The organism is Nonomuraea diastatica (genome assembly GCF_004349015.1).
GTDB classification, from domain to species: Bacteria; Actinomycetota; Actinomycetes; order Streptosporangiales; family Streptosporangiaceae; genus Nonomuraea; species Nonomuraea diastatica.
In genome coordinates this window covers 1-20,080 of record NZ_SMKP01000127.1, presented here as the reverse complement: position 1 = coordinate 20,080, position 20,080 = coordinate 1, and the positions used below count along the sequence as shown (strand labels likewise).

Sequence of the window (20,080 nt, the reverse complement as noted above, 5' to 3'; positions counted from 1 at the left end):
CCCACGGCGATCGCCGCACTGCCGACGGCGATCGCGGCCTCCTCGCGCACACGGCGATGGCCCTCGTTCCGCGCAACCTGCGCCATTGGCTACACTCGTACGGTGTACGAGTCGATCATCGAAGTGACAGGCCTCGCGGTCGAGCTGGGCGCCAATCCCGTGCTGCAGGACCTGCGGCTGACCGTGGCACCGGGCGAGATCGTGGCAGTGGTCGGCCCCAACGGGTGTGGCAAGTCGACGCTGCTCCGCTGCCTGGCCGGCCTCCAGCCCGCCACGTCCGGCGAGGTCCGGGTGTTCGGGGAGCCGCCAGCCGACGACGCGCGTTTCTGGGCCCGGGTCGCGCTGCTGGGCGACGAGCCGGCCTGGTATCCGGGGCTCACCGCTCGCGAGCACCTGGAGCTGATGGTCGCTGTGCACACCACGCCCCGCATGACCGTGGACGCGGCGCTCGACGTGTTCGCCCTGGCCGAGCGGGACGACGCGGCCCCGCTGAACCTGTCCACCGGCCAGCGCCAGCGCCTCTGCCTGGCCGCCACTCTGCTCAGGCCGAGCACACTGCTCCTGCTCGACGAGCCGGAACGCGGGCTCGATTCCGCCTTCCGTTCGCGCCTGGCCGGGCTGCTCGACGACTACGCGGCCGAGGGCGGCACCGTCGTCATGGCCACGCATGACGACGGCCTGGCCTCCCACGCCCGCCTGGTCTCCCCGTCAGGAGTCACCGCATGACAGGCCCGCACCCGCCCCGGATGCCCGGGGCCGAGACCGGCGTGCGGTCGGTACGCGCCTACCTGCGCTCGCGCGGCCGTGCCCCCGTGAGCCTGGCCGACCGCTACGTCACCGTGTTCGGGCTGGCGGTGCTGGTCGCCGTGGCCGGTCAGCCCATCTCCACCGTGGTCGGCGGTTTGGCCGGATCCGCCGAGCCCGGGCGTATGGGGGCGGGCGTGGCACTGGTGGCACTGGCCATGGCCGGTTTCCTGGCCGCCGCGAGGACGGCGGGGCCGGTGCTGCTGCCCGCCCCCGACGCGACCTGGTTGCTGCTCTCCCCGCTGAACCGGCGGCATCTGCTCGGCCGCACGGCGCGGACGCTCACCACGGTGGCGGTCGTGGCCGGTCTCCTGCTGGGCCTTGGCGCGCTGGCGGTGCTGGGCGCGCCCGACCAGCTCGTGTGGCGGCTACTCGCCGCACTGGCGCTCGGCGTCTCGGCGGCCGTGGGCGGGATGGCGCTGGCGGTGCTCGGCCAGGCCTCCCAGTCCTGGCAGGTCTGGCTGACCGCCGCGATCGCCGCGCTGGTGGTACTGGCCGTGGTGGCCATGAGCGGTCAGCTGCGTTCGGCGCCGGCGGTCGCGGCGGGCGCGCCGCTGCCCGCGCTCGCGGCCGCCGTCGCGGGCAGCGCCGTGCTCTCCGGGCTGCTGGCGGGGCGGGCGTGGGCGGCGCTCGGCCGGATCCCCGCCCGCACCCTGGTCGGCGCCTCCACCCGGGCGGGCCATGTGGCCAACGCGACCACGACACTCGACCCCGGCGCGCTCACCTGGATCGCCGACGACAACCACTGGCGGGCCAGGAAACTCCGCTCGCGCCGCTGGCCGTCGTTGCCCGCGCCACTCGCTCTGGCCTGGCATGACTGGCTCCGCCTGGCCCGCAGGCCCCGGCGGCTGGCGACCATGACGGCGACGGCCGCGCTGCCCGCCGTGCTGGCCCAGGCGGGCGTCCCGCATTTCACGCTCTGGGCGGCCGTGCTGGCGGGGGCGCTGGCCGTGGCCTGCACCGGCGTGTCCGGGGCGCGCAGGGACAACGACAACCCGGCCATGGCCCGGCTGATCGGGGTGGGCCGTCGCCCGGCGCTGGCGGGCCGTGCCGTGCTTCCCATGGTGCTGAGCGGCGCCTGGACGGCCCTGGCACTGGCCGGGCCGGCCCTGATCGCAGGCGGCATCCCTGGAGCGGAGACCGTGGCCGGCGGGGTGTGGCCAGGGGAGGCCGTGGCCGGCGGGGCGTGGTCAGGAGCCTGGTGGGTGCTCGGGCCGCTGGCGGCTCCCGCGCTTGCGGCCGGCGCGCTGCGGATGGCCAGGCGCAGCCCCGTCGATCACTCCATGCCGGTGCTCGACACCCCGGGCGGCGCGATTCCGACCGGGCCGCTGATCTGGGCGGCCACGGGTGCGGACCTGGCCGTGCTGGGATGCCTGCCCGCCCTGTCGGCGCCGCTGGTTCCCGCGAACGGTCTGGGCGCCCTGCTCGCGGCCCAGGGCGTGGTAAGCGCGCTGGTCCTGGCGGGTTACGTGCTGCGCGCCGGCACGCGCCAGGCAGGTTGATCCCTCCGGTGCTCAGGCGACGTACACGTCGCTCGGCACGCCCCCGTACGGGATCGTGCGGTCCTTGTGCATGCCCGCCTTCTCGGCCACCTTCCGCGACGGCTCGTTGACCTCGCGGATCACCGCCACGACCGGGCCGCCCAAACCCTCTCCTACCCGTAGCGCCGCCTTGGCCAGCTCCAGCGCGTATCCCTGCCCCCAAGCCGACGGCCGGAAGCGGTAGTACAGGTTGAGCACCTCTTCCTGGTCCACGACCGCGCGGCGCAGGCCGCCGAAGCCGAGCACATGCGACTCGCCCGTGCGGCGCACCGCCCAGTAGCCGAGCCCCCGCTCCTCCCAGTCGGCCAGCCACAGGTCCAGCATGGCGCGGCTGGATTCCACGTCGGTCACGGGACCGTCGGGGTGGTAGACGCTCGTTCGCGGATCGGAGTGGATCTCGTGCACGGCGTCGAGATCGTCGGCGGTGACACGAGAGAGGACCAATCGTGCCGTCCGTACCACTTCCATCCTTTTAGCGTAGTCTGTACAATCGCTCAGCAATTGATATCGATCGATGGGCGATGTGGTGGACATACCGAAGCTCCAATCCTCGTTGCGGCTCATCGCCCGCGGGCTGGAAGAGCTGGCCACCGCGCTGGGCGAGCCGGAGTCGAGCGAGGACGAGCGCACGGCGCGCGTCATCGAGGAGTGGGGGCGGCGCGGGCTCACCCAGAAGGAGGCGTCGGCGCTGTTCCAGCGGCACGGGTTCGCCCCGCAGACGACGGGCGGGTGGGCGCGCGGCGACTGGGTGGAGATCGGCGACGACGGCCTGCGCTATCTCACCGCCCGATCACACGCCTGGCTGGAGGAGCGATCATGACCTTTTCCGTGCGCATCGCCGTGCGCGCCTACGAGCTCGACGGGCAGGGCCACGTCAACAACGCGGTCTATTTCCAGTACGGTGACCACGCCCGCTGGGAGTGCCTGCGCGAGGCCGGCATCGCGGCCGACGAGCTGTGGGACAGAGGCGTCGGCCCCGTGACCCTGGAGACCACCATCCGCTATCACCGCGAGCTGCGCGCCGGCGACGAGGTCGAGGTGACGTGTGCGTTCGAGTGGGGCGAGGGGAAGACGTTCCGGGTCAGGCAGGAGTTCAGGAAGCCGGACGGTGAGCTGGCGGCGGAGATGACCGGCGTCGGCGGGCTCATGGATCTCCAGGCTCGCCGCCTGCTCGACGACCCGAAGACCCGCTGGCGCGCGCTCGCGCGGACGCCGGACGTGCTCGGGTTGTAGGTCTCGGGTTGCGGGGCCGCGGGGGGCCTACTTCTTGGCCTTGTCGGCGCTGGAGTCGGTGGACAGCGCGGCGACGAAGGCCTCCTGCGGCACCTCGACGCGGCCGACCATCTTCATCCGCTTCTTGCCTTCCTTCTGCTTCTCCAGCAGCTTGCGCTTACGGGAGATGTCGCCGCCGTAGCACTTGGCCAGGACGTCCTTGCGGATGGCGCGGATGTTCTCGCGGGCGATGACCCTGGCTCCGATGGCGGCCTGGATCGGCACCTCGAACTGCTGCCTCGGGATCAGCTCGCGCAGCTTCTTCGCCATGTCGACGCCGTAGGCGTAGGCCTTCTCCTTGTGGACGATCGCGCTGAAGGCGTCGACCGGCTCGCCCTGCAGCAGGATGTCGACCTTGACCAGCTCGGACTCCTGCTCGCCCGCGGGCTCGTAGTCGAGTGAGGCGTAGCCGCGGGTGCGCGACTTCAGCTGGTCGAAGAAGTCGAAGATGATCTCGGCCAGCGGAAGCGTGTAGCGGATCTCGACCCGGTCTTCCGACAGGTAGTCCATGCCGAGCAGCTGACCGCGCCGCCCCTGGCAGATCTCCATGATCGCGCCGATGAACTCGGCCGGCGCCAGGAGCGTGGACTTGGTGACCGGCTCGAAGACCTGCGCGATCTTCCCCCCGGTGGGGAACTCCGACGGGTTGGTGACCGTGAGCTCCTTGCCGTCCTCCATGACCACGCGGTAGACCACGTTGGGCGCCGTGGAGATCAGCGACAGCCCGAACTCGCGCTCCAGCCGCTCGCGGACGATCTCCATGTGCAGCAGCCCGAGGAACCCGACGCGGAAACCGAAGCCGAGCGCGGCTGACGTCTCCGGCTCGTAGACCAGCGCGGCGTCGTTGAGCTGCAGCTTGTCGAGTGCCTCGCGCAGCTCGGGATATTGGTCGCCGTCGATCGGATAGAGCCCGGAGAACACCATCGGCTTGGGGTGCTCGTAGCCGGCCAGCATCTCGGGGGCGGGCTTGGCCGCGGCCGTCACCGTGTCGCCGACCCGCGACTGCCGCACGTCCTTCACGCCCGTGATCAGGTAGCCCACCTCGCCGACGCCCAGCCCGCGCTCGGCGACCTTGGGCTCGGGCGAGATGACGCCGATCTCCAGCGTCTCGTGCGTGGCCATGGTGGACATCATGAGGATGCGCTCGCGCTTGCCGAGGTGCCCGTCGATGACCCGGACGTACGTCACCACGCCGCGGTAGGTGTCGTAGACCGAGTCGAAGATCAGCGCGCGGGCGGCCGCGTCGGCGTCGCCGACCGGCCCTGGCACGGTCGCGACCACGTGGTCGAGCAGTTCGCGCACGCCCTCGCCTGTCTTGCCCGACACCCTGAGCACGTCGGACGGGTCACAGCCGATCAGGCCCGCCAGCTCCTCGGCGAACTTCTCCGGCTGGGCCGCGGGCAGGTCGATCTTGTTGAGGACGGGGATGATGTGCAGGTCGGCGTTCATGGCCAGATAGAGATTGGCCAGCGTCTGCGCCTCGATGCCCTGCGCCGCGTCGACCAGCAGGATCGCGCCCTCGCACGCCTGCAGCGACCGCGACACCTCGTAGGTGAAGTCGACGTGGCCCGGCGTGTCGATCATGTTGAGCACGTGGCCGTCCCACGGGAGCCGCACGGCCTGCGACTTGATCGTGATGCCGCGTTCGCGCTCGATGTCCATCCTGTCGAGATATTGAGCGCGCATGGAACGTTCGTCGACCACCCCGGTGATCTGCAGCATCCGGTCGGCAAGGGTCGACTTGCCGTGGTCGATATGCGCGATGATGCAGAAGTTGCGGATCAACTCGGGGTCGGTCTGGCCAGGCTGAGTGCGCACCGAAGTCCGTTTCGACAGGGTTGAGGTCAAGCAGTCTTTCATGGTGACATGCCCGGATGAATGCCCGGACCGTCATCCGCCGCGGCCTGCGCCTGCTCGCGCTTGCCTTGGCCATCGTGGTGGCGCTGGTCGGCCTCCTCGCCGCCACGCTCCGCATCCAGTTTACCGGTGCCCCGGCGGCATGGGCGAAGAGCACGGGCAATGACGCCCTGTGGCTGGGACACGCGTGGGTGGACGGCCGCCGCACGGAGCGCGACGTCGAGCAGTTGGCGGTGCGGCTGCGCGGCACGGGCGTCAAGGACGTGTACGTTCACTCGGGCCCCTTCGAGTGGGACGGCCGCCTCGACCCCGCCAAATACCCCAAAGCCGGTAATTTCGTGACGTGGATGCGTGAGCACCTCCCCGCCGTCCGCGTCTCCGCCTGGCTCGGCCAGGCCGTCAAGAACGGCCTCGACCTCGACGATCCCCAGGCGCGCAAGAACATCCTGGCCGGCGTCGCCGCCATCATGAAGGCCGGCTACGACGGCATCCACTACAACTTCGAGCCGATCGGCGACGGCGACACCGAGTTCCTGGAGCTCCTCGACGAGACCCGGCGGCACACGAAACTGCTGTCCACCGCCAGCCCGCAGATCGAGCCCTATCCCGGCATGCGCCTGGCGGCGAGGGCCGTCCTGGGCCACGACAAGTACTGGTCATCGGGCTACTTCACCCAGGTCGTGAGCCGGGTCGACCAGGTCGCGATCATGACGTACGACTCGTTCACCCCGCTGCCGTCGCTCTACGGCGGATACGCGGCCCGGCAGGCGGAGCTGGCCCTCGGCCTGGTGCCCGACGAGAAGTTCCTGTTCATCGGCGCGCCCGCCTACCATGACCACGGCGTGCCCTGGGCCGACTACGCCGAGAGCGTCGAGATGGCCGCCGAGGGCGCCAAACTGACCCTGACGGAGCACGGCCGCCGCGAGCGCTTCGGGCTGGCCCTCTACGTCGACTTCGCCGCCACGGAGGACGACTGGCGGGAGTACATGACGCGCTGGATGGCCTGAGCTCCCCGTACACTGATGGACGGACCCACTTTTCCCAGGCCGTTGATTTGAGCAGCCGCCTGGGTTATTGGTAATCTGTTCAACTGCGTGTGGCGCGCCCTCTCATCGAGCCCGCGCGCCCCATCCATCACTGACTTTCACCGAGGCTTCTTCGTGGCGAACATCAAGTCCCAGATCAAGCGCAACAAGCAGAACGAGAAGGCTCGCCTGCGCAACAAGGCGGTCAAGTCGTCGCTGAAGACGGCCGTCCGCAGGTTCCGCGAGGCCGCCGAGCAGGGCGACGTCGAGCAGGCCGTCGCGCTGCAGCGGGCCGCCGCCCGTCAGCTCGACAAGGCCGTCAGCAAGGGCGTCATCCACAAGAACCAGGCCGCCAACCGCAAGTCCGCGATCGCCAGGCAGGCCGCGGCGCTGTCCGCCAAATAGCGCAGCAGCAGAGACGCCGCATCCCCTGAGGGGTGCGGCGTTTTCCGTTTCGCCAGGCTTTTGTCACAGTTTCGATATCACACGGGCGTCGCCACCCCGTATCGGCTCCGTCACCGTTACAAAGATCACCTTGCCCTCTGTCCCGCGTGTGCCCGAAAGTGCAGCTAATCAGGCAAAAGGGGGGCACATGCGGGGGCCGCTGGTCGTCAAACGGGCGTTCAGCGAACCGTTGCTCCTCCTGGCCGCGTTCGGGTCGATCCTGCTGGCCACCACCACGCTGGTCGCGCTGACCATGTACGCCTCCTCCATCGCCGAGGCAGGCGTCCGCAGGACGATGGAGACGGCGTCGTTCGAGCAGACGGCCGCCACCATCAGCGCGCCAGTGACCGCGGAGACGTTCCCCGCCTTCGACCGGTCCGTACGCGCCGAGCTCGGCCGGGCCTACACCCGGCCCCCCGCCATCACCACCAGCTTCCGCTCCGACTCCTACGTGCTGCCCGGCCACGAGGGCAAGGAGCGGCCCGAACTGCTCAGGTTCGGCAGCTACGACGGGATCGACCGGCACGCCAGGCTCATCTCCGGCGCCTGGCCGCGCGACGGCGGCGGCCACGTGCAGGCCGCGATCTCGTTGTCGGCCTCCTCGGCCACCGGCTTCGAGACGGGCGACGAGTTCACCACGCGAGGCCGCCTCGACCCGCGCCCGGTCAAGGTCCGCGTCGTCGGCGTCTTCCAGCTCAACGACCCCTCCGGCGCGCGCTGGGCCGGCGAGCAGTTGCTGGCCAGGGGCGTGGACCGCAGCGACTTCACCACGTACGGGCCGCTGATGGTGGCGCGCGAGACGTTCATCGCCCGCTTTGCCAGCAACGTCAACGCCACCTGGACCGCCGTCCCCGACCTGAGCGCGCTGACGCCCGAGCAACTGCGCCCGATGGCCGCCGCGCTCGGCCAGGTGGGCGAGCGGCTGAAGGCGGACGGCTGCGAGCGGTGCACGATCACCGGCCATCTGCCCGAGATGCTCACCCAGCTCGACACCGCGTCCCTGGTGGCCCGCTCCACCATGCTGATCCCGGTGCTGCAGTTGCTGCTGCTGGCGGCGTACGCGCTGATGCTCACCGCGCGGCTGCTCGCCGACCACCGGCGCATGGAGGTGGCGCTGCTGCGCTCGCGCGGCGCGGGTACGGTGCGCCTGGCGGCCCTGGCCGGGGGCGAGGCGCTGCTGGTGGCGGTGCCGTGCGCGATCGTCGCGCCGTTCCTGGGCCCGCCGCTGCTCGCCCTGGTCAACACGCTGCCGTGGATCAGGTCCTCGGGCGTGCGGCTTTCTCCCGCCGCCGGCCTGGGCACGTTCCTCGTGTCGGTCGGCGTGGCCCTGGCCTCGGCGGTGCTGCTCCTGTTGCCGGCGCTGGCGGGCGCGCGGCGCACGTACGTGGAGGAGCAGTCGGCGCGCGGCCGCAGCGGCGGGCGCGGCCTGATCGAACGTGCGGGCGCCGACGTGGCGCTGCTGGTCGTGGCCGGGCTGGCGATCTGGCAACTCCAGCACTACGGCGCGCCCGTGACCGCGACGGCGGGCGGCGGGCTCGGCATCGACCCGCTGATCATCTCCGGGCCCGCGCTGGCCCTGCTCACGGGCGGCATGCTGGGGCTGCGGCTGGTGCCGCGCATCTCGAAGCTGGCCGAGCGGCTGACCTCCCAGCGGCCCACGCTCGCCCCCGCGCTGGGCGCCTGGCAGGTGGCCAGGCGGCCGCTCAGGTATGCGGGCCCGGCGCTGCTGCTGACCATGGCGATCGCGATCGGCATCGTCTCCCTGGCCACCACGTCCACCTGGCGCACCTCGCAGCTCGACCAGGCGCGCCACCAGGCGGGGGCCGACCTGCGCCTGTCGGATCCCGCTGACGGTCCGGAACTGGGGTCGCTGGGGCGCGGGACGGCGTTCACCGCGCTGCCGGGCGTGACGGCGGCCTCCCCCGGCTTCCGCGGGCAGACCGAGGTGGGCGGCGAGAGCGCGGTGCTGATCGGCCTCGAGGCGAGCAAGCTCGGCGAGGTGTTCCAGCTGCGGCCCGACCTGTCGGCGCAGCCGGTCACGGGCATGTCACGCGAGCTGGTGGGGGCGCCCGCGGGCAGGCTCGAACTTCCCGGGCGGCCGACGACGCTCGCCCTCCGCGCGAAGACGGACGCCGACCTGCCGCTGCGGCTGGTGTTGTCCGACGGGCTCGGCGTCTGGCGCGACGTGCCGCTCGGCGTGCTGAGGCCCGGAGACAACCGCGTGGAGGTGAGCCTCAAGGCGCTGGCGGGGCAGAGCGGGAAGATCACGTACCCGGTCGCTCTGCGCGGCCTGGTCGCCGGCGCTCGGGAGAGCGCCGCGAACCTGACGCTGACCGGCCTGAGCGTCGACGACCGCGAGCTCGCGACGCCTCCGGTCTCGATGGAGGCGGACGACACCCGGCCGGCCGTGGCCACCTTCGGGACGCGCCCGGAGGCGCCGCTGCCCGTCGTGCTCACGTCCGACCTGGCCGCCTCGCTCAAGATGGGCGTCGGTCAGGTCGGGCGGGCCAGCATCGACCGCAGGGTCCTGGAGATCAAGGTGGTGGCCGTCGTGCGGACGATGCCGACGGCCACGGCGGGCCTGCCGGCGGTGCTCGCCGACTGGGAGACGCTGCAGGCGAGCGATCTGGCCGCGGCGCAACTGCCCAGGCCCGCCACCGAGTGGTGGCTCGCGGCCGACGACACCACGGCCGCGGTGCGGGTGCTCAAGAGCCGGCCGGAATGGGACGTCACCCCGCTCGACCAGCGCGCGCTGGCGGCCCAGCTCCAGGACGACCCGCTGGCCAGCGGGCTGCAAGGGGCGCTGATGCTCGGCTTCCTCGCGGCGCTGGTGTTCGCGGCGCTCGGTTTCCTGGTGAACGCGGCGGTCGCGGCGCGCGAGCGGATGGCCGAGTTCGGGATTCTGCGGGCGCTCGGGGTGAGCTCCAGGCAGGTGTTCGGGATGCTGGCGGTCGAGCAGGCGTTCGTCATCGGCCTGTCCCTGGCGGCGGGCACGGGGCTGGCCGTGGTCGTCGGCACGCTGGTCGTTCCGCACATCGTCCTGACCGGGCAGGCCTCGGCCGTCACACCAGGGGTGCTGCTCGACATCCCGTGGGCAGCCACCCTCGCGATGCTGGTGCTGGTCGCGGCGGTGTTGCTCGCCATCGTGGCCGGTCTGGCACGCAACCTGCGCAGGCAAGGGCTCGTTGTCCGGGAGGAACAGTGAGGATCTTGCTGCTCGCGCGGGTGCACCTGGGCACCGTCGCCGCGCTCTCCGTGCTGACGATCAGCGCCTGCCTGCTGATCGCGGGCCTGCCCAGGGGGATGCAGGCGTCGTTCGACCAGGCGCTGCGGCGCTCGCTGAGCACCGCGGCCGCCCAGCAGGCCGACCTCACCGTGGCCGTGGCGCCGGACTCGCGTGGGGAGGATCTCCACGAACGCGACCAGTTCGCCGCCCGCGACCGCGAATGGCGCGACCTCCTGCCTCCGGGGCTGCGCCCGCTCATCACGCCCGCGGGCACCGGCTCCAGCCACACGAGCGCCAAGACCACCGTCACGCCGATCACCGGGACCAGCGGCACCCAGTTCTTCAATCTCGGCTGGCTGTCCGACGCCGACCGGCGCGTGACCTGGGTCCAGGGGCGGCCTCCCGGCAAACCCGGCACGACGCGGTACGACGGCGAGACGATCCCGGTGTTCGAGGTCGGGGTCGTGGCAGAGGCCCTGCGGGAGATGGACCTGCGGGTGGGCGACACGAAAACGCTCGGCGAGAACGACTACATCGCCGTGAAGATCGTCGGCGCCTTCGAGGCCAAGGACCCCGGCGACCGCTACTGGGACCACAACCTCGACATCCTGCGCGTCACGAAGATCCAGCCGCCGGGCTCGCTGGACTTCGAGAAGCACATCACCTCGCTGATGTCCGACGACGGGCTGAGCGTGCTCAGCGGCGAAGGACGCCACCTGGCCTACCACTGGGTCCTGCCCGTCGACGCCACGACGGCGAACGCCCTGGACGTCCCCCGTCTCACCGCCGCGATCGCCGACTTCGACCGCCTGATCGGCATCCAGTCGACCGGCACCGCCAGCCCCTACCGCCTGGTCACCGGGCTGCCCAAGCTGCTCGGCGACTTCCGCGCCGCGCTGGCCACCGCCGAGACCGTGATGTACCTCGTGCTCGGCGGCCTGCTCGCCGTCGCGCTCGGCGTCCTCGTGCTGGGCGTGCAGTTGCTGGCCGACCGGATGGAGCACACGCTCACCCTGGCCCGCGCCCGCGGCGGGTCGCTGCGCCAGGTCGCGGGCACGGGCGCGGCGCTGACCGGGCTGGCCGAGGCGCCCGCGGCCCTGGCCGGGTACGCGCTGTCGTACCTCGTGCCCGGCCCCGTCCTGCCGATCGTGCACGCCGGGCCGGTCCTCGTGATCGTCGTGACCGTCGGCTACGCCGCCACGCGGCTCGCCGTGACCTATCGCACGCCGCTCCACGAACGCCGCGACGACGTCGCCACCGCCCGGCCCTCCGCCAAGCGGATCACGCTGGAGGCGCTGGTCATCGTGCTGGCGCTGGCCGGGGCCTACCTGCTGCGGGCGCGCGGGCTGACCGACTCAGCGGGGCAGGACCCGTTCCTGCTGCTGGTGCCGATCGCGCTGACGCTGGCGGCAGCGCTGATCACCCTGCGCTGCTATCCCTTCCCGCTGCGCCTGCTCGTCCGGCTGACCGCGCGCGGCCGGGCGGCGGTGCCGTTCCTGGGCCTGACCAGGGCGGCCAGGGCGCGCTCCGCCAGCGTGCTGCCCGTGCTGATCCTGCTGCCCGCGCTGGGCGTTTCGGTGTTCGCCGCGGTGATCTCCGACGGGATCGCCGGCACGCAGACCCGGGCGTCCTGGCAGCAGGTGGGCGCGCCGATCAAGATGACGTCGAACATCGAGATCCCCGCCGAGGCCATCGAGCGGGTACGCGGGGCCGCCGGCGTGGAACAGGTGGTGCCCGCGCAGACCGCCCGCGTGCAGGTCGGCTACGGGGCGGAGCGGGCCGAGGCCATCGCCGTGGACGTCGCGCAGTGGCGGCGGCTCATGGGCGAGGCCCCCTTCGGCCTGCCCGACCTGCCCAGCGGCGCGCTCGTCTCCCCCGAGTTGCAGGGGCGGGGGACGTTCGAGATCGGCTGGCAGTCGCGGCTGAAGCTCCCCACACGCGGCGTGATCGCGTCGGTGCCCGGCTTCTTCACCAAGGGCAAGTTCCTCGTCGTGCCCATCGACGTGCTGACCCGGCCGGCGGTGAACACCCTGCTGATCAAGGGGGACGCCTCCGTCGACGCGTTGAAACGGCTGGTCCCGTCGGCCACCGTGGTGTCGCAGCACGGCACGCTGCGGGCCATCCAGGACGACCCGCTGACGAGCGCCGTACGCTGGACCATGCTCGTCGTGACGGTCGCGCTGGCCGCGTACGCGCTGGTCGCCGTCGTGCTGGCGCTGGTGGTCGGGGCGGCCGACCGGGCCAGGGCGGTGTCGTTCCTGCGAACCCTCGGCCTGTCGGAGCGTCAGGCACAGCGGCTGACCGTGCTGGAAATCCTCCCCGTGATCCTCGTCACCACGCTGGTCGGGCTCGGCCTGGGCCTCGGCCTGCCCGCCGCACTCGGGCCCGGCGTCGACCTGTCCTCCTACGCCGGCGACCTGCCCGTCGGCGACTACTCTCTCGACCTGTTCCTGCCGAGCGCGCTGGCGGCCGGGCTGGCCGCCGCCGCCGTGCTCGGCGCCTACACCCACACCGCCGTCAGCCGCCGGCGCAGACTCGGCACCGTCCTGCGAGTGGGGGACCTCACGTGACCTCACCGCTGCACCAGGGCCCCAGCCGCCGGAATGTTCCGCCCGGCGCTGTGGTACGACGCGGCCGGCTCGTGCGCGCGGGCCGGCCATCTTCCCCGAGGGCGCGCGCCCGGGGCCTCCGGCGAAGGAGATACCGTTGAACCCCACCCTGTCCGAACTGGAAGCGAAGGCCACGCGGCAGAAGGCCGCGTTCGGCGGCGACGCGCACATCGTGTGCGACAACCTCGTGCGCATCTACAAGACCGAAGGTGTCGAGGTCGTCGCGCTGCAGGGCCTGGACCTGGTGATCGACAAGGGCGAGCTGGTGGCCATCGTGGGCGCGTCGGGCTCGGGCAAGTCGACGCTGCTCAACGTGCTGTCCGGGCTCGACGTCCCGACGGCCGGGGTGGCGAGGGTGGCGGGCATGGATCTGCTGTCGATGAACGCCCGCGCCCGGCTGCACTACCGACGTTCCGTGGTCGGCTTCATCTGGCAGCAGACGGCCCGCAACCTGCTGCCGTACCTCACCGCCAAGGAGAACGTCGAGCTGCCGATGAAGCTGGCCGGCGGCCGCGGGGAACGGCGGGAGCGGGCGGGCGAGCTGCTGGAACTGCTCGGCGTCGGCTACTGCGCCAACCGCAAAACTCCCGAAATGTCGGGCGGCGAGCAACAGCGGGCGGCCATCGCCGTCGCCCTCGCCAACTCCCCGCAGCTCATCCTCGCCGACGAGCCGACGGGCGAACTGGACACCGAGACGTCGGAGCTGGTGTTCGACGCGCTGCGCAAGGCCAACAGGGAGCTGGGAGTGACCGTCGTGGTCGTCACCCACGACCTGCTGGTGTCCGAGCAGGTCGACCGGACGGTGGGCATCCGCGACGGCCGCACCAGCAGCGAGACGCTGCGGCGCGAGGACGCCGAAGGTCAGATCATCGCCGAGGAGTACGCCGTACTCGACCGGGTGGGGCGCCTGCAACTCCCGCGCGACTTCATGAACGCCCTTGAGATGGAACGCCGGGTGCGTCTCGAGCTCGAATCCGACCACATCGGCGTGTGGCCCGCGCGAGAGGAGCCGTCAGGTGAATGAGTCGCCCTTGGTCGTGGTGGAAGGGGTGCGCAAGGTCTACCGGAGCGGGCCCAAGGAGGTCGAGGCGCTGCGGGACGTATCGTTCTCGGTGTTCCCCGGGGAACTCGTCGCGATCCGCGGGCGGTCGGGGTCGGGCAAGACGACGCTGCTCAACCAGATCGGCGGCCTGGACAAACCGGACGCCGGACGGGTGGTCGTGAACGGGCACGAGGTCACCGCCATGTCCGACGACGAACTGCTCGCCCTGCGCAGAGACGTGGTGGGGTTCGTGTTCCAGTCGTTCGGGCTGATCCCCGTGCTGTCGGCGGCCGAGAACGTCGGCGTGCCGATGCGGCTGGTGCGCATGCCGGTGCAGGAACGCGAGGAGCGGATCCGGATGTTGCTGGCGCTCGTAGGGCTGGAACAGCACGTCAACCAGCGGCCGTACGAACTGTCCGGAGGGCAGCGGCAGCGGGTGGCGATCGCGCGCTCGCTGGCGAACCGGCCGCGCCTGCTGGTGGCCGACGAGCCGACCGGGCAGCTCGACTCGCAGACGGGACGGCAGATCATGGAGCTGCTGCGGGCACTCGTACGGAGCGAAGGGGTCACCGCCCTGGTCGCCACCCACGACCCGAGCCTCATGACGCTGGCCGACCGCGTACTGGAGATCAGTGACGGCGTGGTCCGTGAGGAGGCCCTCACCTGACGTCGTTCGCCGCCGTCGGCGACACCTTCCCACACGCCCCCGCCGGGGCCTCTTCCCAGGGCGTAAGCGCCTGCCTCATCCAAAACCTTCACCTCACCCAAGCCCTCGACCCCGCCCAAAACTCCGCTTCACGCACGACCGCCAACCACCGACCGGCATAACAACCCCGACCACCGACCCACATGACCAGCCACAACCCCGACCGGCACAACCTGCCCCGACCACCGACCGGCACCACCAACCACAACCAGCACCCGGCACAGCCAGCCCCAACCGCCGCCCCCCATGAACAACCACAACCACCGACCGGCACAGCCGACCCCGGATCACCGACCCGCACGATCAGTGGCAATCACCATCCGGTGCGGGCAACGATCACCGTCCGGTGCGGTTGGCTACGATCACCTGCACCGTGTGTTCGAGTGCGTAAGCCGGGTCGGCGCCGCCGCCCTTGACTTGTTCATCCGCTTCGGCCACCGCCTGGATGGCCTTCGACAATCCGAGGGGACCCCAGCCGTTCAGCTGCCGCTTCACCCGGTCGGCCTTCCACGGCGGCATACCGACATGACTGGCCAGTTGACCACCCCGCAGGCTGCGCGGCGCGCTCGCGACCTTGGCCAGCGACCGCAGCCCATTTGCCAACGCGCTCACCAGCAGCACGGGGGCGACGCCGGTGCCGAGCGCCCACCGCAGTTGTTCCAGTGCCTCGGCCAGCCGCCCCTCGATCGCGGAGTCAGCCACGTTGAAGCCGGTCACCTCGGCCCGGCCCTTGTGGTAGCGCGCCACGGCGGACGCGTTGATCGTCTTGCCCTCGGTGTCGAACACCAGCTGGCTGCAGGCGGCCGCCAGCTCCCGGAGATCATTTCCCACGGCATCGAGCAGCGCCGTGGCGGCGTCACCGGAAATGCTCCGGCCCGCACGCTTGAACTCCCCTTTGATGAACTCCAGCCGCTCCCCCGCCTTGGTCACCCTGTTGACGGTGACCACGTGGGCCTTGGCCTTCTTCACCCCGTCGACCAACGCCTTGCCTTTGACCCCTCCCGGATGCGCCAGCACCATCACGGTGTCGTCGGAGGGCTGCTTGGCAAAGGCCACGACCTCGGCGATGACGTCTTTCGGCAAATCTTGCGCCGACCGGATCACGATGACGGAGCGGCCGCCGAAAAGCGACGGAGAGGTCAACTGCGTCAGCTCGCCCACCGACACTTTGCCGCCCAGGAGGTCGTGCACCTCGGACTCGGGATCAGCGGCCCTCGCCGCCGCGACGACACCGCTCACCGCCCTCTCGGCCAGCAACTCCTCATCGCCGACAACCAAGGTCACAAGCGCTGGATCGGTTCCCGCCATGGGGGAAGCATGCCAGACGCCAGAGACAACCACGTACTCGCCGCGGCAACGCGGGAGGAAGCCCCGCCTCATCGTCGAACTCGGCCTGCGGGAGGCTCGACCACACCTGGTGGAACGAAGCATCACCCGCACAAGCTCACCCCAAGCAGCACATGGCACCGTCCACTCGCTGCAGGCCGCGGGCGAATCCGGCGACGGGCGGCCTCTGCCCGCCGCTGTCCCGGTGTCGAACGTCACGCGGTAGCCCTTCTCCCAGTCGGCGCCGTACCCGGAGACTGCGTCCTCCTCCAGCTCCGCCGCGAAGTGCCGGGCGGAGGCGTCCGGGAGCGGCCGCGCTCGTACCCCCCTTGCAGTGTGCGGTGTCAGGGTGCGGGGCCGCGAGAGACCACGGCCATTCCCCCTTCTGTCTCCACCACGGCGAGATCCCCTGAGTGGTCGGTCCGGTGGACGGCGGCGCCGAGCCTGCGCAGCAGCGCGAGCGTGGAAGGCGCCGGATGGCCGTAGCCGTTGTCCGACCCCACGCTGATCAGCGCGGCGCGAGCACCCACGGCTTCCAGGAAGGCGGGCGACTGCCTGTTGGATCCATGGTGCGGGATCTTCAGGATGTCGGCCCGGATCGCGGAGCGGCGTAACACCTCTTCCTGGGCCTCGGTCTCCAGATCGCCGCTGAGCAGCACGGAGCCCGATCGCCAGCGTACGTGGAGCACCACGCTGGAGTTGTTGATCGCGCTGCCCTCGCCCTGGCCCGTCACCTCGCCGGAGGCCGGGTCGGGGGCGAGCACGGTCACCTCTGACGGGCCGAACGTCCAGCGAGTCCCCGGCGAGACCGTCCATTCCGGTATCCGGCGCCCCTCCAGCGTGCCCGAGACGCGTGCGGAGGCTCGCGCCATGGCCCGCTGCGGGCTGACGACCACCGCGCCGACGCGCCGGTCCCGGAGCACTCCGGGCAGTCCGCCCACATGGTCGGCATGCGGATGGGTGAGGACGAGCAGCGGAACATCTTCGACGCCGAGGCCGCGCAGGCACCGGTCCATCGCGACCGGATCGGGCCCTGTGTCCACCACGACCCCTCGTCCTGGCCCTGCCGCGACGACGATCCCGTCTCCCTGGCCCACGTCGCACATCACCATGAGCCAGCCCTTGGGCGGCCAGGGCGTCGCGATCGGCCGGATCACCAGCACCGCCACCAGAGCGGCACCGGCCGCCGTCAACGCGATCGCCCGCCAGGCGCGACGCCGCAGGATCAGTATTCCGACCGCCACCGCGAGCGCGAGCAACCCCAATCCGGGAAGGCCGCCCGGCCACGGCACGGTGGCGTACGGCAGGCTCACCGACCATCGGGCGACCGTGATGATCCAACCGACCGCGTAACCAGCCGGGACCACCATGAACCGGGCCCCGTCAAGCCACACGGGGGTCACCAGAGCCGCCCCGAAACCCAGCAGGGTCGCGGGAGCGACCGCCGGAGCCACGAGGAGGTTGGCGATGAGAGCGACGGGTGTGAGCTGTCCCGACATCAACACCAGAACCGGTGTCACCGCAACCTGCGCCGCCGCCGGCACGGCGATGGCCTCGGCGAGCCAGCGTGGCAACCGCACCGATGACCGGGACTTTCCCCGCCGGCTCTCCGCCGCTCTCGAGCCGTTCCTCACGTCGCGCCACAGCCCGCCGTCCTGATCGCGCCCCTGCGGATCGCTTCGGCCGCTCCCCTCCGGATCGCTTCGGTCACGGACCTGCGAATCGCTTCGGACACGGGCCTGCGGATCGTTTCGGACACGCCCCGGGTCACCGCCCAGTGCGGGCCAGGGCGCGCCACGCGGATGCGGTCGTGGCCCCGCGCTCCGGTCCTGTGGTGGTGGTGCGTCGCTGTCGTCTTGCTGGGCCGCCGACAGTCTGTCGCGCCAGCGAGGGGCGAGGAGGAGGATCCCGGCGGTGGCGGCCACCGAGAGGGCGAAGCCGTAGGAGCGGGCGAGTTCTGGGACGAAGAGCACCAGAAGGAGAACCGTTGCCGAAAGGGCCGCGAAACCATCTCGTGCCCTGCCGGTGCCCAGCGCGACGGCGGCGGCGAGGCCCATGAGGAGAGCACGCAGGACGCTCGGGGACGGACGGGCCACCACGGCGAACGCGAGCATGGAGAGCGCGGCCAGAACGGCGCGTACGGGCAGCGGGAAGCCGAACAGGCGAGAGAGGGCCAGCATCGCGCCCGCGACAATGGCGAGATTCGCCCCGCTTACCGCGTTCAGGTGGTTCAGACCGGCTCCCTTGAGGTCGGCCGCGACCTGCGGGTCCATACGCGAGACGTCGCCGACGACCAGGCCGGGAAGAAGGCCGCGCTGGTCGGGAGGGAGCACGTCGGCGGCGGCCCGCAGGCCCGACCTGAGGGCGCCCGCCACCGTCTGGAGCTCCGACGGTGGGGTCAGGACCCGCGGCGGGCCGCGTACCAGAAGGACGGCCGCCACCAGATCGCCCGAGGTGGGGCCGGCGAGCCGGCCGGTGACTTCGAGGTGCTGGCTGGGGAGGAGGCGGGCCCAGGCTGCTCCGCTGGAGAAGACGATGACGGGGACGTTGACGGCCTGCCTGGCCCCGGCCGTGCGGATGAGCGTCAGGGTGGCCGGGGTCACGTAGCTGTCCTGGGCGAAGGGGATGCTCCGGCTGGATCTGCGTCTCGGGTCGTCCGTGAGCGCGATCTGGGCGATGACGGAGGCGTTCCTGGCTGCGAGTTCGGCCACCGGACCGGTGGTCACGGCGTGCACCCGGAAGGCGACTGATCCGGACGCCGCGGACGCGCAGACGAGGGTGGCCAGGATGACACCGCGCCATGCGGCCGCCCCGCCGGTTGAGCGTCCGTCCTCCACGTTGCGGTGCGACGGCGAGATCGCCCCTCGCACAGCCCGCCAGGACGGCGACCACGCAGACCTGAACCACCGAGACTGCGGCATCAGCCGTCGGGGGAGTGAACGGGTGCGCCAGGCCACGGCGACGGCACCGAGGGCCGCGGCCAGGGTGACGACCATGCCGGTGCGTGCGGAACACCCGAGCAGGATCAGCGCACAGGCCCAGGCGGCGATCGCGGGGAGCAGCAGGGGCCAGGCGTGGCTCTTGCCTGAGACGGGCGGGAGCGGATGGTCGGTCATGTCAGACGCGCACCTTCGGCTTGATCCCGTCGAACGTGCGCGGCCCTATGCCGCTGACCTCGCGGAGCTGGTCGATGGAGGTGAAACCGCCGTGGGTGGTACGGAACTCGGCTATGCGTGCCGCCAGCACCTCGCCCACGCCTGGCAGTTCTTCGAGCTGGTCCGGTGTGGCGGTGTTGAGGTCGATGAGGCCCCCCGCAGGGCCCGTGATCGGCGAACCCTGGGGCACCGTGCCGGGAGGTGCGCCCACGACTATCTGCTCTCCGTCGATCAGGCGTCTGGCGAGATTGAGCGCATCCGTGGAGGCTCCTCGTGACACTCCCCCGGCCGCGGTCACCGCATCCGTGACTCTGGCGCCTGAGGGGAGCAGGTAGACGCCGGGTCTACGGATCTTGCCTGCCACGTGGACGGTCACCTTGGGTGCGGTGGGAGTCGTGGACGGGGCCGGCGACGACACGGGGGTGGGTGGTGGCAGCGGCGCGGGCGAGGGCTGGGATCGCCAGACGATGAACGCCGCGACGGCTATGGCCAGGGCGCCCACGGCCACGAGGACACGCAAACCGGGCTTGCCGGGATCGAGGGCAGGGCTCTGGGACACCAGGGCCGAACGGAACGCCTGGAATGTGGGGGGAACCGGGGCGGGACCGCGCCGCTGTGCGGTCTGTGCTCTCCGTGCGGATGATGCTGTCCGTGCGGGCTCTGAGTGAGGTGGGTGAGGTGACAGGCGTGAAGGCTGTGAGGTGTCGTAGGCGCTGTCGAAGGACCACAGTGGCTCAGGGGCCAGGTCGAGGGCCTCAGAAGGCCCACATGCCTCATGAGCGCGCTCCACGGTCTGCGGCGGCTCCCCAGACTCCCCGGAGACGCGGCCGATGGTCTCATGAGTCTCAGGGACACCAACCACGAACCGCGACGCCTGAGGAGAGCGGTCAAGGGCCTCACGGACACCGTCAACGGACGGCGGCTCCTCCAGAGCGCGGTCAGAGACCTCATGGAAACCGACCACGGACCGCGACGTCTGAGGAGACGAGTCGCGGGGGCCGTGGGCGGGACCGGTGTGGGAGCCGGTGGTGTACGGCATTCTTCGCCCGTCGGCGGGTTGGCGAGCGCCCCAC

15 protein-coding genes are annotated in these 20,080 nt (G+C 71.4%); 10 read left to right on the top strand and 5 right to left on the bottom strand.

Going from position 1 to position 20,080, the window contains the following annotated elements; all coding sequences use genetic code 11:
• The first annotated feature begins 102 nt into the window (after positions 1-102).
• A complete protein-coding gene (gene ccmA, locus E1294_RS34755; RefSeq protein ID WP_132515213.1) occupies positions 103-726 on the top strand; it encodes a heme ABC exporter ATP-binding protein CcmA in 624 nt (207 codons plus the stop codon).
• Positions 723-2,306 carry a DUF6297 family protein gene (locus E1294_RS34750; protein WP_246083501.1) on the top strand — a complete coding sequence of 528 codons (1,584 nt, stop codon included), beginning with the start codon at positions 723-725 and terminating at the stop codon, positions 2,304-2,306. The genes ccmA and E1294_RS34750 overlap by 4 nt, the downstream gene beginning before the upstream one ends.
• Positions 2,307-2,318: 12 nt before the next feature.
• Here E1294_RS34750 and E1294_RS34745 read toward each other — a convergent pair whose 3' ends face one another.
• Entirely contained in the window at positions 2,319-2,813 is a 495-nt protein-coding gene (locus E1294_RS34745) for a GNAT family N-acetyltransferase (RefSeq protein WP_132515212.1), read from the bottom strand.
• Between the two features lie 46 nt (positions 2,814-2,859).
• Between E1294_RS34745 and E1294_RS34740 the strand changes: the two genes are divergently transcribed.
• Complete coding sequence (locus E1294_RS34740) at positions 2,860-3,165, top strand: hypothetical protein (RefSeq protein ID WP_132515211.1); 306 nt, start codon at positions 2,860-2,862, stop codon at positions 3,163-3,165.
• Positions 3,162-3,578: an acyl-CoA thioesterase gene (locus E1294_RS34735; protein WP_132515210.1), complete on the top strand. Its 417-nt coding sequence runs from the start codon at positions 3,162-3,164 to the stop codon at positions 3,576-3,578. Before E1294_RS34740 ends, E1294_RS34735 begins: the two co-directional genes overlap by 4 nt.
• 27 nt (positions 3,579-3,605) lie before the next feature.
• On the opposite strand, the gene lepA is transcribed toward E1294_RS34735, so the two are convergent.
• The gene (gene lepA, locus E1294_RS34730) at positions 3,606-5,477 is read right to left on the bottom strand and encodes a translation elongation factor 4 (RefSeq protein ID WP_165977628.1); all 1,872 of its coding nucleotides are present in this window, start codon (positions 5,475-5,477) and stop codon (positions 3,606-3,608) included.
• 14 nt (positions 5,478-5,491) lie between these two features.
• Here lepA and E1294_RS34725 point away from each other — a divergent pair, with 14 nt between their 5' ends.
• The 6 genes from E1294_RS34725 (at position 5,492) to E1294_RS34700 (ending at position 14,487) form a co-directional block, all read left to right on the top strand.
• Complete coding sequence (locus E1294_RS34725; protein WP_132515208.1) at positions 5,492-6,481, top strand: glycoside hydrolase family 18 protein; 990 nt, start codon at positions 5,492-5,494, stop codon at positions 6,479-6,481.
• Positions 6,482-6,634: 153 nt separating this feature from the next.
• Complete coding sequence (gene rpsT / locus E1294_RS34720; protein ID WP_132515207.1) at positions 6,635-6,904, top strand: 30S ribosomal protein S20; 270 nt, start codon at positions 6,635-6,637, stop codon at positions 6,902-6,904.
• 187 nt (positions 6,905-7,091) lie between these two features.
• Complete coding sequence (locus E1294_RS34715) at positions 7,092-10,148, top strand: ABC transporter permease (protein ID WP_132515206.1); 3,057 nt, start codon at positions 7,092-7,094, stop codon at positions 10,146-10,148.
• Positions 10,145-12,739 carry an FtsX-like permease family protein gene (locus E1294_RS34710; RefSeq protein WP_132515205.1) on the top strand — a complete coding sequence of 865 codons (2,595 nt, stop codon included), beginning with the start codon at positions 10,145-10,147 and terminating at the stop codon, positions 12,737-12,739. Before E1294_RS34715 ends, E1294_RS34710 begins: the two co-directional genes overlap by 4 nt.
• Positions 12,740-12,875: 136 nt before the next feature.
• Positions 12,876-13,802 (top strand): ABC transporter ATP-binding protein, encoded by a 927-nt coding sequence (locus E1294_RS34705; protein WP_132515204.1) that lies wholly within the window; start codon positions 12,876-12,878, stop codon positions 13,800-13,802.
• Positions 13,795-14,487, top strand: coding sequence for an ABC transporter ATP-binding protein (locus E1294_RS34700; RefSeq protein WP_246083500.1), 693 nt, complete (start codon positions 13,795-13,797; stop codon positions 14,485-14,487). Before E1294_RS34705 ends, E1294_RS34700 begins: the two co-directional genes overlap by 8 nt.
• A 375-nt stretch (positions 14,488-14,862) precedes the next feature.
• On the opposite strand, the gene holA is transcribed toward E1294_RS34700, so the two are convergent.
• The 3 genes from holA to E1294_RS56370 form a co-directional block, all read right to left on the bottom strand.
• Positions 14,863-15,834, bottom strand: coding sequence for a DNA polymerase III subunit delta (gene holA / locus E1294_RS34695; RefSeq protein ID WP_132515203.1), 972 nt, complete (start codon positions 15,832-15,834; stop codon positions 14,863-14,865).
• Positions 15,835-16,196: 362 nt separating this feature from the next.
• Entirely contained in the window at positions 16,197-18,968 is a 2,772-nt protein-coding gene (locus tag E1294_RS56375; protein ID WP_246083499.1) for a ComEC/Rec2 family competence protein, read from the bottom strand.
• A gap of 1 nt (position 18,969) precedes the next feature.
• Complete coding sequence (locus tag E1294_RS56370; protein ID WP_181958599.1) at positions 18,970-19,566, bottom strand: ComEA family DNA-binding protein; 597 nt, start codon at positions 19,564-19,566, stop codon at positions 18,970-18,972.
• Positions 19,567-20,080: the final 514 nt, after the last annotated feature.